The sequence below is a fragment of the Ruegeria sp. AA3 genome, from assembly GCF_056542905.1.
Genome location: NZ_JBQGAQ010000007.1, coordinates 208,310 through 223,113, shown reverse-complemented (window position 1 = coordinate 223,113; position 14,804 = coordinate 208,310). Strand labels below are relative to the sequence as shown.

The window sequence follows — 14,804 nt, the reverse complement described above, 5'->3', positions numbered from 1 at the left end:
TCTTTTCAGTCATTGTCAGAAAGCCCGGCCCCTGCGCCGAGCAAACGGGATTCTTCAGTCGCAGGAGCATAGGTAAGATGGGCAAAACGGTTGAGTATCGTCCATGCCGCCGGATCAGGCGTTGCACGCGTCTGTCGTGAACACGGCTCGATCGGTAGGTCGCTAAATGCAACCTCGACATGATCCGCGCGAATCGGGCAGTCGTTTCTCGGCATCAATCTCGCACCATCCGTCAAAGCCCTGAAATCGCCCGCCGTGACTGAAACCACCGTGTTGTGCATGCGCGCAGCATAGGCCGCAAATGGCAGTAGCATCATTGACGAAGCAACCTGTCTGATCCGGATCGGGCCTGCCAACAGCATGTGCGCACAGTCGGAAAGCAGAGCACCGACCATCAGTGGGCATAGGTCTTTGTGACCAACCCAGTCTCCGTCCAGCCCTGCGGGAACATGATCTTCCAGTGACCCGGCAAACTCGCCTTCCAGCACGCGCGACAATTCGACCGTTCCGTCCAGCCCCTGCGCACAGAGCCATCGCGTCGCTTTTGCGGCCTCTTCAGAGATGCCCCAGGCATAGCCCGCACCCCGCGTTGCGCGCTTGGCCGTGGCTTCGATTTCATTAAGGGAAAAACTCATTGGGCGCGCTCCGGATACACCCACAAATCCGCGTTTTCCGGACTCAGTTCCTCGGGGTAAGGTGCCCCCGAATACATGCAAATACGCACCCAACGATCCGAGCGCGGGTCGAAATGCGTGGCACCAAAGAACGACAATTTGGCGCGCAACATGTCGATCGGCAGGACCTCCGCGCTGATCGTATTGTCGCTGATTTCGCCATATGGTGCCAGACGGCTCATCTGCGCACGACGTACGGTGTGGCGGTGTTCAGGGTGGCGCAGCAGGAATTCGGCGATCGGACTTTCGCCCGGCCAGTCCGCCAAAGCCTTATCGGCAAGCGCGGAATCACGTGCCGGAGCAAGAGGTTGCTCATACTCCTCTATCGGTTCTTCAAACCGTTCCCCCAAACGAGGCTCAAGCTTTTCTTCCGACACATACCAGGCGCGCGCACAGTGTTCAGGCGCCGACCAGTCGAGTTCGAGCGCCCAGCCAAAACTGGAGCGGATCAGGTCGCGCACCTGTGCGACTGGCATCGCGCCGTCAATTGTAAAGGCCGCGCTATTGCCATCCGCCATGCAGCAGGCCAGCCCGTCCACCAACTCGCCATATGGTTCAAGGATCAAAGAAGCCAGCAACTCTTGCCCTTCTTCGCTAAGCGCGGTCCGGGACCACAGGATCAGGCGATCCCAGGGCTGATTTTCCGTCAGATGGGTCTGATCGAGATGCGCGTCTATCGCGCCCAGATCGGCATTCAGTGCGGCGAGTTTTTCAATCTGGATCGGGTGCTCGGACCGCCACCACGAGATCGACAATTTACTGCGCTCGAAAATCTCGCGGAACATGGCAACTTCGGCGTCTGTGGCGGCATCAAGGGACCGAACGCGTGCGATGGCCTCTTCACGGACCATGATCCAGTTGTTGAACAGGATCGGGTGATTGACGATGAAAGGCGCCATGCCCAATCCCGTCGAGTTGCCGATCCCCAGCCAGCGGGCGATATCGGGGTCAAGCTGCGCGGTCTGCGTACCACCCTTGGCATTTGCCATATGCTGCACCAGATCACGGACGAATATTCGCGTCAGATATACCGACAGCATCTCGGCCTGAAACGGGCCGCTGACCTCGGGGCGATCAGCGATCTTTTCCCGATCCGCCGCGCCGAACTTGCCCGATCCGTAAACCGCAGTTGTGCGCATCAGATAGCCAACCTTGTAGATCTGTGCGAGATCCGGTTGCTGGCCCGCAGCCAACTGGTCGACCACATGAGCCCACAACCGAACAGAACGGTTGGCACGCGACAGCGACAACTCGTTTTCACTGACACGCCCGGCCTCTTGCAGTGGTACGTTCCGAGACAAACGTTGGATATCGTCCTTGGTGGGAACACCATCAAACAAGGTGAAGGTGGCATCCCAGGCCTCGGCGATCACACGGTCCGAGCGTTGCTCGGGCGGCAGGTCATGGGCGAATGCGACCAGTGAATAAGTGCGATTGGGTCCTTGTGCGGAATAGACCGCTTGGCCAACCCCGTTGTCACCGATATCGAATACGGGACGGCTAAAAACCCACTGCTCGGCCGCCATGCGACGGGTGAGCTGGCGCATAAAACTGAGCCGGCATTGATGAAGCGAGCCCAGACGCGAAAGGCGCATCACCGTAGCGGGATCGCGGCGTTCGATATTTGGGTTCACGGTATTCATGGTTTATAAGGTCCAAAGTTCTCTGCAAAGAACCGATACCAGTTGCCGCCCATGATTCCGGCGACTTCCTCGGCATTCATGCCAACGGCACGCAATCCAGCTTCGATATTGCCAAAATCTCGATTGTCGCGGAACCAGTTTGGCATCGGCGGGAACCCGGCGTTAGAAGCCGAGCCTTCGCCATAGTCGATCTCTTTTGTCCAGCGCCCAACCCGCATCCATTCGACCACGCTATCGGGTTGGTCCTGACACAGGTCGGTACCAATCCCCAGATGCTGAGCCCCGTACTTGTCAGCGGTGCGGACGATCATCTCGCAAAAGCTTTCCAATGTGCAGTCGGACTTGTCTCTCAGGTGATGAGGATAGACCGAAAAGCCCAGCATCCCACCTTTTTCCGTCACCGCCCGGATCACGTCATCCCGCTTGTTGCGAAGCGCTGGAGACCATTCATGGGGGTTTGCGTGGGTGATCGCGATGGGACGCTCGGACAGTTCTACCGCTTCGATGGTCGAACGGTCCGCCGAATGGCTCATATCAACCACCAACCCCACACGGTTCATCTCTTTGATCACCTGCTTGCCCATGCGGGTGATGCCGGTGTCTTCGGCCTCATAACACCCAGTCGCCAGAAGGGACTGGTTGTTATAGGTCAATTGCATGAACCGCGCGCCCAGATCGTGCAGGATTTCGACCAGCCCGATATCGTCTTCGATGGGGCTGGGGTTCTGGAAACCGAAGAACACTGCCGTCCGCCCGGTTTCGCGGGCTGTGTCGATATCGCTGGCCCAGCGGCCTTTCATGATCAGGTCCGGATATTGCTCGAACCAACGATTCCACTTTTCAAAGTTCAGAACGGTTTCGCGAAAGTTTTCATGATAGGCGATGGTGACGTGGATGGCGTCCACGCCTCCTTCACGCAGTTGCCGGAAGATCTTCTCCGACCAGTTGGCATATTGCAGGCCATCGATCAGCATCAGACAGGGCCTGCGCTGATATAGGCGGTTTTGACGGTGGTGTAGAACTCCGCCGCTGCCTTGCCCTGTTCACGCGGACCGTAAGAACTGTCACCCCGCCCACCGAAAGGCACATGGTAATCGGTGCCTGCGGTGGGCAGGTTAACAGTAACAACACCCGTGCGGGCATTGCGGCGGAAGTGAGTGGCACGTGCCAGAGATTTAGTAACGATGCCCGAAGTCAGACCGAAATTGGTGTCATTGACCACGCTCAGCGCCTCGTCATAGCTGCTGACCTTGATGACGCTGGTCAAAGGCGCGAACATTTCCTCGCGGTTGATACGCATGTCATTATTGGTGTTCAGGAACACGCCCGGCGACATGTAGAAGCCGTCATGCGGCATCTCAAGACGCTGACCACCGCAGGCCAGTTCCGCGCCTTCGGATTTGCCCAGATCAACATAAGCGAGGTTCTCGCCCAGTTGTTGTTGGCTGACGACGGGGCCCATCTGAACGCCTTCTTCTAGTGCATGGCCGACCTTCATCGCCTGCGCGCCTGCAACCAGTTTCTCGACAAATGCATCGTGAATGCCCGCGTGAACCACTAGCCGCGACGAGGCCGTGCATTTCTGACCGGTGCCACCAAACGCGCCGCCCAATGCCAGCGAAACCGCCAGATCTAGATCGGCATCGTCCATAACCGCCAGTGCGTTCTTGGACCCCATTTCCATCTGAACCTTCGTCAGATTCTGTATGGCCGCTGCGGCGATGGCCTTGCCCACCGGGACCGATCCGGTGAACGAGATTGCATTGACCTTGGGGCTTTCAACAAGACGCTGCCCGATTGAGCGCCCTGACCCCATAACGAGGCTGAACAATCCTTTGGGAATATCCTGACGCTCGATGATCTCGGTCAAGGCCACTGCCGAGGCCGGGGTGATGTTGGCAGGCTTCCAGACGACAGCGTTGCCATAGCACAGCGCCGGTGCGATCTTCCACGAGGCCGTCGCAGTTGGGAAGTTCCACGGGCTGATGATCGCAACAACGCCAACGGCTTCGCGACGCACATCCACCTCGATATCAGGGCGCACAGAATCTGCGTTCTCACCGATCTGACGCAGACATTCTGCAGCGTAGTACGTGAAGAACTGACCGGCGCGATAAACTTCGCCCTTGCCTTCGGCCAGTGGTTTGCCCTCTTCCCGGCTGAGCAGCGTGCCCAGTTCCTCGGCGCGCGCCATCAATTCATTGCCGATTGCGTTAAGAACTGCTTGCTTGCGCTCCAGCCCGTAGGCGGCCCATTCCGCCTGTGCCACGCGTGCCTTATCCAGTGTCGCCTCAAGCTGGTCGCCGCTGGCCTGCGCGAACATGCCGACCAGATCGGTCAGATCAGAAGGGTTCCGGTTTTCAATTTCGCTTTCGCCTGCCAGCCATTCGCCAGCGATTAGGTTCAGTTTGGTCACAATGCGCCCCAGAGTCAGAATTCGTTTGTCACAGGATGGATTTTCGGGGGCGCATCAGTCAAACTCAAATAACTTAAACAAACTTCAAGGAAACTGAATATTGGCCATCAAAATCGAAATGTTGCGATGCTTTTGCACCGTCGCGCAGACCGGCAATCTGGTCGAGGCAGCCGATCGCCTTGGCCGAACGCAATCAGCCATCTCAATGACGCTGAAACAGCTCGAAGACCATCTGGGTAAGAAACTGTTTGAAGGCGAGCGAAAAAACCAGCTATCGCCGCTGGGTGAGCAGGTATTCGAACTTGCCCTGAAACAGATCCGCCAATTTGACCAGACCGTCCAGAACATCGATTCGGCGGCACAGGCTCAACAAGGTCTGATCAGGATCGTATCCGTCCCTTCGGTCGGGGCGTTGATATTTCCGCCCCTGCTGGAATACATGACCAGCCAATTCCCAGGTGTTAAGATCGAACTGCGTGACTCGGATACGCAACAGGTGCTCGACGCGATTGCGCAGGATCAGGCCGATATCGGCATTGCATCGGGATATCATCCATTGAATGGTGTTCGCGCTCTTCCACTATTTCAGGATCCATTTGGACTTGTCGCCGCCTCAGATCATGACCTGATCACAAGTGCAAAACCGCTGAGCATCGCTGATATCCCAACCGCGCCATTTGTGCGAAATAGGCTTTGCGATCTCATTCAATCGCCAGCGTTCCTGTCAGCCACCGAAAATGCCGCGATCACAATACACAATACACATTCACTGATCACTCTGGTTCGATCCGGTAATTGGATCACTGTTTTGCCCCAAACCGTGGCGGAATTCCTGCCAGAGGCGGTCGCTTTCCGCCCTATCGTGGATCTTGACGACAAGAGGCAGGTCTATCTGTATGTCCGCGAACGGTCGCGGTTTCAGAACCTGACCGAACAGTGCAGCACTTTCATATTGTCATGCGATTTCGCCAAGAAATAGGATTCCCAAATTCAGCCTCCGCGCAGGCGCTGCATCAGATAAACTTCGGCACCTTCCGGGATCGGCTCGGACAGACCCGTCGCGATGATGCGACCGTCAACCGCAACCGATACGCCCGCGTCAATTGGGGCCTGTAATCGGGGATGATGGCGCACCAGTTCTTTCAACAACTCCCCCGTGGTAGCCGCCTCAACTTCGACCACCTGCTGGCCTCCGGTCAGAGACCGGAGGCTGGACCAGAGGTGAACCTGGATCATTTTTCCTTAAGCGCCGCCAGAATGCGCGGCGGTGACATCGGCAGTTGCTTCATCCGCACACCAGCTGCGTTGGATACCGCGTTGGCGATGGCGGCCAGAGGCGGCACGATCCCGGTTTCTCCCACGCCGCGCACGCCAAAGGGGTGGCCGGGGTTGGGCACTTCGACAATCACCGTATCAATCATCGGCAAATCGCTTGCGACCGGAATGCGGTAGTCAAGGAAGATCGAGTTCTGCAATCGACCATCCTCGCCATAGATATATTCTTCGTTCAGCGCCCAGCCGATGCCCTGCGCGGCGCCGCCTTGGTATTGGCCTTCCACATAGGTCGGGTGGATTGCCTTGCCGGCATCCTGAATGACCGTGTAGCGGACGATGCTTGTTTTGCCGGTTTCCGGATCCACCTCGGCATCCACTATATGAGTGCCAAAGGACACACCCGCGCCTTCAGGGGTGGCTTCGAAATGACCTGAGATCGGACCTCCGGTCGCGCCCATATCTGCGGTGATGTCAGCCAACGGCAGCGGGTCGAAATCGCCCGCATTCGGGCCCGACGGTACTGCGCAACCATCCTCCCATTTCACCGCATCAACCGGAATGCCCCATTTGGCTGCTGCGCGTTCGCACAGTTTCTCAACCGCGTGGTTTGCGGCTTTGATCGTCGCCAGACCACTGGCATAGGTCACGCGGCTGCCGTGAGAGACATCATTGTAACCAAGCGAAGCGGTGTCCGCGACGGTCACCCGAATGTTTTCATAGGGAATTCCCAGAACCTCGGCCGCCATCAGGGCCATTGATGCACGCGAACCGCCAATGTCAGGCGTTCCAACCATAACTTGCGCCGAGCCATCCTCGGACAAGGCCAACGAAACAGACGTCTCGCCACCATGGTTGAACCAGAAGCCACAGGAAATTCCGCGCCCCTGTCCCGGTTTCAGCGGAGCCGAATAATGCGGATGTGCTTTGGCTGCTTCAAGTGTTTCGACAAGGCCGATGCGCTCATATGTCGGTCCATAGCTGGCTTTTGAACCTTCAGCCGCCGCGTTCTTGAGGCGCACATCCACAGGGTCGAGACCCAGTTGATTGCACAGCTCATCCAGCACGGATTCAACCGCAAAAGCACCCATTGGTGCGCCCGGCGCGCGATAGGCGGCCTGTTTGGGGCGATTAGCAATTACGTCATACCCCACCTGCCGCACGTTGGTCAGGTCATAGGGCGCAAAAGCACACATCGCAGTCAAATCGCCGGGTGCACCGGGAAACGCGCCGCCCTGCAGACGAAAAATACCTTGGGCCGCTGTGATCGTGCCGTCTTTCTTCATCCCGATCTTAATATCCATCGACGCGGATGAAGTGGGGCCGGTGGACCGGAATACCTCGGATCGGTTCATCACCAGCTTGACCGGGCGGTTGGCTTTGCGGCTTAACGCCAAGGCCACCGGTTCGATGAACACAGTGGTCTTGCCGCCGAAACCTCCTCCGATTTCGGAAGCTGTCACTCGCAACTGCGCGGTTTCGATGCCCAGCAATGTGGCACAGTATTTCTGGGCGTACCAATGACCCTGAGTGGTGCACCACAGTTCTCCCTTACCATCCATGCCCAACGACGCAAGACAGGCATGAGGCTCGATATAGCCCTGATGAGTCGCCTCGGTCACAAAGCTGTCTTCGATGACCAGATCAGCCTCGGCGAACCCGGCCTCTACATCTCCGTGACCGCTTTCATGATAGCGTACGACATTTGGATGCATGCCTTCAGGCACCGAATAGTCGGCCGCACCTTCGCGGATCACCGGTGCATCCGCAGCCATCGCCTTGTCTACATCGGTGACATGAGGCAACACTTCATATTCCACCTCGATCAGTTTCAGCGCATCACGTGCAGCCAACGCTGAAGTCGCGGCAACCGCAGCAATCGCATGGCCGTCATACAGCGCCTTCTCGCCCGCCATGACGTTTTCCAGGACATTCCAGAACTCGCCTTCCAGACCCGGCTTGAACGGGAGTACGGCAAAATCTGCACGAGTGACGATAGCCTTGACATCCTTGAGCGCCTCGGCCTTTGAGGTGTCGATCCTGACGATCCGCGCATGGGCGTGGGGTGAGCGCAGGATTGCACCGTGCAACATACCCGGCGCGTAGGCATCAGCCCCGAACCTGGCACGACCTGTCACTTTGTCGAGCCCATCAGGGCGGTCGGGGCGCGTGCCCACAAAGTTGAAGATGGACTTACGATCGTCGAGTGCCATTACGAAGCCTCCCGCAGCTCAGCAGCCGTATCCATCACGGCGCGGATGATCTTGTCATAACCGGTGCAGCGGCACAGATTGCCGGCCAGCCAATAGCGTGCCTCTTCCTCGGTTGGATTCGGGTTCTTTTCCAACAGGGATTTGGCCGCAACCAATATGCCCGGCGTGCAAACACCGCACTGCAGAGCGGCATATTCAATGAACTTCTTCTGCAACGGATGAAGGACATCGCCATCTGCGATCCCTTCAACGGTTTCGATCTGCTTGCCCTCAGCCTCGACGCCCAGCATCAGGCACGAACACACCAAACGACTATCGACGGTCACAGAGCAAGCGCCGCAATCACCCGTGCCGCAGCCTTCTTTCGCGCCGGTCAAGTTCAGCTTGTCGCGCAAACAATCCAGCAGCGTTTCACGCGGATCGCAGAGATATTCAACTTCATCACCGTTTACGGTGGTCGTTACGTGCAGCTTACTCATGCTTGCTCTCCCTTGGCGCGGGCATAGGCGATCTTGGCGGTACGCTTGGCAAGAACTCCGGCAACTTCGGTCCGAAACGCGATGGTGCCACGTTTGTCATCAATTGGGTTGCACGCGGCCGATGCGGCAGCGGCGAGGGCATCGAGCGCGGCGTCATCCAAAGTGGTGCCAATGATCGCGCGGGCTGCTTCTTCGACCAGAAGAACGGTCGGCGCGACAGCCCCAAGTGATACGCGCGCCTCGGTGATGATGTCGCCGTCCAGTCGCAGGTTTACACCCACTCCGACCACGGCGATATCCATTTCGGTACGCGGGATGAAACGCAGATAGGCATCCCCACCGTTTTCGCCACGCGCCGGAATGTTGACAGACGAGATTACCTCACCCTTAGCCAGTGAAGTTCTACTGGGGCCGGTCGGGATGTTTTCAACCGCCACGTCCCTTGCACCCTCTGGGCCAGTGACTGTGACCGTTACACCTGCCGCGACCATGGCGGGAACGGAATCAGCCGCCGGAGAGCCATTGCAAAGGTTGCCGGTCAACGTCGCGCGCCCCTGTACCTGAGTCGATCCGATCAGGTCCATTGCCTCGACCACACCGGGCCAGTCGTGGCCAAGCTCAGGGTGCTCGCTCATCTCTGCGCCGGTTGCGGCTACACCCAATGTCCAACTGCCGTCGAAATTACGGGTGATGTCATGTACGCCGTTGATTTTCTTGATATCGATCAGCGTATCCGGTGTCACCAGTTCCGAGCGCAGTTGCACCAGAACGTCGGTGCCCCCCGCCAGAAACCGCGTGATGCCCGTTGCATTTTGTGCCAGCGCCGACGCTTCGGCAAAACTGGCAGGGCTGTGATAGTCCATGAAAGTACCTCGCACCTGTTGATCAGGGTTCACTGGGTTTTGCGGGGACGTTAGTGCAGCGACCCCAGTTCGTCCATGGCCTGTACGACCTATTTTTTGATCTAAATATGTCGCATTCAGACTGCGCTCAGAGATCGATTTCGATCACACCGTCTTTTTCCGCTGCGCGGCTTTGGCAAAGAATGATCGCCCCTTCTCGTTGTTTGTTCGACAACACAAAATCACGATGTTCGATTTCGCCCGAAATCACTCCGCATTTGCAGACACCACAGATGCCATCAGAGCATTTCACATCAACGTGTATTCCCGATTCATTCAGGACCTGAGCAGCATCTTTGTCTGCAGGTACACTCAGTTCCCGACCCGATTTGGCCAACCTAAGGGTGAATTCGTAGTTCTCATACTCCGGCTGTTCGGGGACCGAAAAATACTCCAGATGCCGTGCTTCTTCTGGGAAACCCTGCGCTTCGGCGGCTTGCATGACGCCATCCATGAAACGATCCGGACCGCAGGTATAGACATGCCAACCCTCCTGATAACCGCCAAGGATCGCATCTAGGTCGGCACGCGTGCCCTCATCTGAGAAATGATAGTGGACGTGATCCGCCCAGGGCATCGTGGCCAAGTCGTCCAGATATCCCGCCCCGGCGCGCGTGCTGGCGGAGTAGTGCAGTTCAAATGGCCTGCCTAACGCATGCAATCGATGCGCGAAGGCAATCATCGGAGTAATCCCGATGCCGCCCCCCATCAGGAAGGTTTTTGATGCATCTTCTTTCAGCTCAAAGTGGTTGATCGGTTTGGAAATGAAAACCTTACGACCTTCATTGAAAATCCGATGCAATAGGGCTGATCCACCCCGCCCCTCGTCTTCACGCAGAACGCCGATCTGATAGATCGAGCAATCTGACGGGTCACCGGACATAGAGTATTGCCGCAAAAATTCAGGTGCGACCAGCACGTCCAGATGCGCACCAGCGGTCCATTCGGGCAGTGGGGCACCATTGAGCGTCGAGAATTCATACTTCGTGACATCCGCGGTCATCTTGTCGACCTTAGTCAGCTCCACCCTCATGACCGGAGCATCGCCTGCGATCTGATAACGATGAATGACCGACATATCGCCCGCAGCCTTGCGGGCTTTGTATTCATCGGCAGTCAGCATCGCTTCATACGCTGCGATCCCGGCCTCGCGGTCCATCGCAAACGGATAGGGCCACGGATGCGGCGCAAGGTAGGCCGGATACACCGCAAGCGTCTGATCCTCGTACTTCAGGTCGAGGTCCTTTTGCAGATCGCGCCGGTTCAGGGGATGTTGCGTTGGGCGATAGGCACCGTCAGCTTCCAGCTCGATATCCCACCACCATTTCTTGGTGTCATTCAGACCACCATTGCCGACGGCGTCATCCAGTTTTGCCAAGGCAGTCGCGGCCTGAGGGATATTCATCGCGGCCCATCGGAAAGGGCGTTCCTTGAATATGCCTTCCAGGTTCCAGGGGCAGGTTTTCATGCAACGCCCACACATGGCGCCGCCCGGAGTGGTGACCCGGTAGGTCGCGCATTTCTGGCTATCGGACTTCCAGATTTCGTAGCCATTGAACATCAGCTTCGGCCCGGCGGTAATCGCACCCGATGGGCACTCACGCGCGCATTTGTTGCAGTTCTCACAGAAAGTCTGCAGGCCAAAATCGATCGGCTTGTCATGCGTCATCGGCATGTCGGTTGTCACGACACCCGATTTCAATCGAGGGCCGAGATATGGGTTCAGAATAACTTCTCCGATCCGACTGACCTCGCCCATTCCCGACAGTAGCAACAGAGGGGGCTGCAGCACCTCTCCATCCATCACCGTATGGGCCTTAGCCTTGTAGCCGAGATTCCGGATTTGCTGCGCGATAACGCCGCCCAAAAGCGAAAACCGCAGATATGCGCGCATCGACTGGGCCACGCTGATCCAGTCATCACCGCTGGCACCTTCCATTGTCTCGTAACCCTGGTCAATGATCATGCTGATCGCCTGATCATGTGGCGGGTTTATCTCTTCGCCAGTGGCGTCGTGGGAATACCAACTCCATTCCGGGCACCGGCTGAGGCCCACCGCGTCGACCCCAAGGAAGTAAGTCGCAGCCTTGATATTCGCGGCATTTCGGTCGGCATCTGTAGGTCCTTCGACCTTGGCGCTGTCGCCATCCTGCAGCAGAACAAACGCGCCCAACGCACGGCGTTGGGCAAAGCTTGGGGCCGCTTTGCGGACATAATAGCCGCCTTTGGCTGCGTCCTGCAGGTTTTTGCCCATGTCGCCGAACTGTGCTCGCGCGAACATATCCGCCCGTTTGGGCACGCGGGCAACATTCTCTTCGTCGATATATGTGGTCGGGTTATCCACGCGTTTGAGGTTTTCGAACGGATGCGCACCATCGACATATCGACGCTTAGCATACGGATCACGGTTCATGGCATTCTTCGCAAAGCCGGTACCCAACCACCACGCCGGGCCCTGGGTTCGGAACCAGGGTTGTTCCGCCATGGGGCAAAGCGGGAGGTCATGAGCAAGTTCCATTTCGGTGGTTACCGCAGCCAGACCAAAGCGTTTGCCAAGCCACGGCACTACGACTTCGCCGTCCTCCAGTGAAGCCAGGCCTGCGGCCACGGCGAGTTTGCCCAGATCAACCTCGGATGACATTGCCGAGTGTGCCCGCGCATCAAAACCCAACAATCGGATGTAGTTGGCTATCACAACAGCATTCTCGGTCGCCAACAGGCAGGCGCGGTGGTCCTGTGCATCCGCAATCCATTCGGCCCCCGGCTCAGCAGGGTCAGGATCACGGTTGAATTCATAAAGAAACACAAGTGCATGGCGATGGCTGTCGATGGGTCTAGGCGCGGCCTCCATGCTTTCTTTCAGATCTGCCATGATCACGTCGATGCCCGAGGCCAGCGTCTTGGTCTGGCGGGTTCGAAGGGCATGGGCCAACCGATCGATATCCGGGTTGCGCCGGGGTTCGGCCAACATTGCATCTGGCAGCAGAGGTCCGCAGCCCATCATCGACGCGTCGTTAAAATAGCCGAACGCTTTCAGGTGGTTGACGCGATCAACGGGATCGGCTGGAAACTCAGACGCGACTGGATTCACGAAACCGTCCCGGATCGCATCCAGCATTGCCTGGAATTCTCCCATTGCATTGACGATGCTTTCGGGCCGATCAGAACGGTGAAAGCTGAGCGTGCGCATTGGTGGGACTTGTGTCAAGTCAGGCATCCGGTTTTGCCGTGCGAGCCGTTCCAACGGGTACGAGCCCATATGAACGGGTCGGTTCTTGTCCGAGAAAAAGCGGATCCCCATCGTGTGCCTCCTGCTTGCTGCCCTTCCCCCTATCCCGGCATGGACACCAAATCCATTCATGAATAATCATATACAGTATGAATAAAGTTGATTTCACTGATCTTGATGGCAAAGTCCTTCGGGTATTTCTGACAATACTCGAAGAAAGTTCAGTCTCGAAGGCAGCCGACCGGCTCGGGGTGACGCAATCGGCCATCAGCCATACGCTGGGAAAGTTGCGGCAAGTGCTTGGTGATCCGCTGTTCGTTCGATCCGGTCAAGGGCTGACTCCGACTGAACGCGCGCTTGCTCTCAAAGAGCCGGTTCAACAGGTGTTGGACAACATGCGCGCCCTGACCGTCGGCCGTCCATTTGATCCTGTGTCTGAACAGATGGGCATCCAGATCGCCACCAATGATATGCCGCGCGAGCTGATCTTTCCCGAATTGCTGCGTAAAACGCGCGACGAAGGCGTCCGGCTGCGACTGGAATTCATCCCTTCGGGGGTTCCGGACCCGGACTTACTACGCAGTGACCGGTGCCAGTTGATGCTGACCCCATTGCCGCCAGATGGGCCGGATATCTTTCAGAAACGGCTGATCACCAGCCCACTAATGATTTTCTACGATGCCGCCCACCACGACCCGCCCAAGGACTGGCAGGCATATTGCGATAGCGATCATGTCGAGGTGCGTTTCGCCGACGGACGAAATGCCCGTGCCGTAATGCGTGGCGTGGACCAAAGCCAGATCAGACCACCCGTTGTTACCTTGCCGCATTTCAACGCAATCCCGCCCTTCGTGAAAGGCAGCGACCTGATCTCGACCGATACAGCTTTGATGCAACGCGGTCCGCTGGCGACACTGGACTGTGCGCCCTTACCATTTGAGTGTGACCCAGTGTCGATCTACATGGTCTGGCACCAGCGCTCGACCAACGATCCCGCGCATCGCTGGTTACGCACACGGATCGAGAGCATTGCCGCCAATCTTCAGACCTGAGATAGAAGCCAGTCGCGCATGTGTCCTACTAATTCTGGTTGACGTGGCTTCTTAGGGGTGACGATAAAAAAGCTCAGATCATCAACCAGTACCTCGGATAATGGTTGCGATAGGCGCCCCGAGGCCAGTTCATCCGACACAAGCGGGGCATTGGCCAGCGCAAACCCCTGACCTGAGATTGCGGCGTCAACCGCCAGGCTTGTCTGACTGAAGCTTATCGTCCGGGGTTTCCCCTCTACCCCTGCACGTTCCAGATACAGAGGCCAAAGTCCGTGGGAATCGCTGAGTAGAACGTACTCCATCAGATCATCTGGGCTGTAGATTTGTGACGCCAATTCTGGAGAGCTGACAACAACGAACTCGGTCGAGAATAGCGGTATGGCATTCAGGTCCTGCGCAATCGGCGATCGGCTTTGACGTACTGCGATGTCGATCCCATCCGATCTGAAATCCGCCAACCGCTCGCGTGCATCAACCTGAACTGAAATATCGGGATAGCTGGTCAGAAAATCATTCAAACGCGGCACCAGCCATTTAGATGCAAAACTGGGCGTGACCGATATTGCGATCTGCCTATTATTGGATAGGTCATCGAAGGCATCTTCGATCAGACGAAACGCCCGACGTAGTGGCGCTTGTAGCCTGCGTCCCGCTTCGGTTAGCCGCAACCCGCGCGGAAGGCGTTCAAACAGAGCAGTCCCCAATCGCGCCTCAAGTCCACGCACTTGCTGAGCAACGGCCCCTTGAGTGACCCCAATTTCTTCCGCTGCAAGGCGAAAGTTCAAGTGATGCGCCGAGGCCTCGAAGGCGCGCATCGCGTTGAGTGGTGGAAGAGCAGGCATACTTAGACTGTAGATTTTCTACTGCTATTGCGCAATAGAACTGATTGGTCAAATTCATGCAGGTCAGTCATCTTCACATCAG

The 14,804-nt window shown here is 57.2% G+C and carries 12 protein-coding genes; 2 read left to right on the top strand and 10 right to left on the bottom strand.

Annotated features, from left to right (window positions below):
- Positions 1 to 5: 5 nt before the first annotated feature.
- The 4 genes from ACR0JR_RS14300 to ACR0JR_RS14285 are packed head-to-tail and all read right to left on the bottom strand — an operon-like array spanning position 6 to position 4,733.
- The gene (locus tag ACR0JR_RS14300) at positions 6 to 635 is read right to left on the bottom strand and encodes a DUF3726 domain-containing protein (RefSeq protein ID WP_480456707.1); all 630 of its coding nucleotides are present in this window, start codon (positions 633 to 635) and stop codon (positions 6 to 8) included.
- The gene (locus ACR0JR_RS14295) at positions 632 to 2,317 is read right to left on the bottom strand and encodes a hypothetical protein (protein ID WP_480456706.1); all 1,686 of its coding nucleotides are present in this window, start codon (positions 2,315 to 2,317) and stop codon (positions 632 to 634) included. Before ACR0JR_RS14295 ends, ACR0JR_RS14300 begins: the two co-directional genes overlap by 4 nt.
- The gene (locus tag ACR0JR_RS14290) at positions 2,314 to 3,291 is read right to left on the bottom strand and encodes a membrane dipeptidase (RefSeq protein ID WP_480456705.1); all 978 of its coding nucleotides are present in this window, start codon (positions 3,289 to 3,291) and stop codon (positions 2,314 to 2,316) included. The genes ACR0JR_RS14295 and ACR0JR_RS14290 overlap by 4 nt, the downstream gene beginning before the upstream one ends.
- Positions 3,291 to 4,733 (bottom strand): aldehyde dehydrogenase family protein, encoded by a 1,443-nt coding sequence (locus ACR0JR_RS14285; protein ID WP_480456704.1) that lies wholly within the window; start codon positions 4,731 to 4,733, stop codon positions 3,291 to 3,293. The genes ACR0JR_RS14290 and ACR0JR_RS14285 overlap by 1 nt, the downstream gene beginning before the upstream one ends.
- 100 nt (positions 4,734 to 4,833) lie before the next feature.
- On the opposite strand from ACR0JR_RS14285, the gene ACR0JR_RS14280 reads away from it, so the two are divergent.
- Complete coding sequence (locus ACR0JR_RS14280) at positions 4,834 to 5,712, top strand: LysR family transcriptional regulator (protein ID WP_480456703.1); 879 nt, start codon at positions 4,834 to 4,836, stop codon at positions 5,710 to 5,712.
- Between the two features lie 11 nt (positions 5,713 to 5,723).
- Here ACR0JR_RS14280 and ACR0JR_RS14275 read toward each other — a convergent pair whose 3' ends face one another.
- The 5 genes from ACR0JR_RS14275 to ACR0JR_RS14255 all read right to left on the bottom strand — a co-directional run bounded on the left by ACR0JR_RS14275 (position 5,724) and on the right by ACR0JR_RS14255 (position 12,900).
- Positions 5,724 to 5,969 carry a MoaD/ThiS family protein gene (locus tag ACR0JR_RS14275; RefSeq protein WP_010441051.1) on the bottom strand — a complete coding sequence of 82 codons (246 nt, stop codon included), beginning with the start codon at positions 5,967 to 5,969 and terminating at the stop codon, positions 5,724 to 5,726.
- Positions 5,966 to 8,218, bottom strand: coding sequence for a xanthine dehydrogenase family protein molybdopterin-binding subunit (locus ACR0JR_RS14270; RefSeq protein ID WP_480456702.1), 2,253 nt, complete (start codon positions 8,216 to 8,218; stop codon positions 5,966 to 5,968). The genes ACR0JR_RS14275 and ACR0JR_RS14270 overlap by 4 nt, the downstream gene beginning before the upstream one ends.
- Positions 8,218 to 8,697: a (2Fe-2S)-binding protein gene (locus tag ACR0JR_RS14265; protein ID WP_480456701.1), complete on the bottom strand. Its 480-nt coding sequence runs from the start codon at positions 8,695 to 8,697 to the stop codon at positions 8,218 to 8,220. The genes ACR0JR_RS14270 and ACR0JR_RS14265 overlap by 1 nt, the downstream gene beginning before the upstream one ends.
- Positions 8,694 to 9,560: an FAD binding domain-containing protein gene (locus ACR0JR_RS14260; protein WP_480456700.1), complete on the bottom strand. Its 867-nt coding sequence runs from the start codon at positions 9,558 to 9,560 to the stop codon at positions 8,694 to 8,696. Before ACR0JR_RS14260 ends, ACR0JR_RS14265 begins: the two co-directional genes overlap by 4 nt.
- A gap of 127 nt (positions 9,561 to 9,687) precedes the next feature.
- Positions 9,688 to 12,900: a reductive dehalogenase gene (locus ACR0JR_RS14255; protein ID WP_480456698.1), complete on the bottom strand. Its 3,213-nt coding sequence runs from the start codon at positions 12,898 to 12,900 to the stop codon at positions 9,688 to 9,690.
- A 77-nt stretch (positions 12,901 to 12,977) separates the two neighbouring features.
- Between ACR0JR_RS14255 and ACR0JR_RS14250 the strand changes: the two genes are divergently transcribed.
- On the top strand, positions 12,978 to 13,880 hold the full coding sequence (locus ACR0JR_RS14250) for a LysR family transcriptional regulator (protein WP_480456696.1): 903 nt from the start codon (positions 12,978 to 12,980) through the stop codon (positions 13,878 to 13,880).
- Here the strand turns inward: ACR0JR_RS14250 and ACR0JR_RS14245 are convergent.
- Positions 13,871 to 14,722 carry a LysR substrate-binding domain-containing protein gene (locus ACR0JR_RS14245; RefSeq protein WP_480456695.1) on the bottom strand — a complete coding sequence of 284 codons (852 nt, stop codon included), beginning with the start codon at positions 14,720 to 14,722 and terminating at the stop codon, positions 13,871 to 13,873. The two genes, ACR0JR_RS14250 and ACR0JR_RS14245, sit on opposite strands and share 10 nt — an antisense overlap.
- Between the last annotated feature and the right edge of the window lie 82 nt (positions 14,723 to 14,804).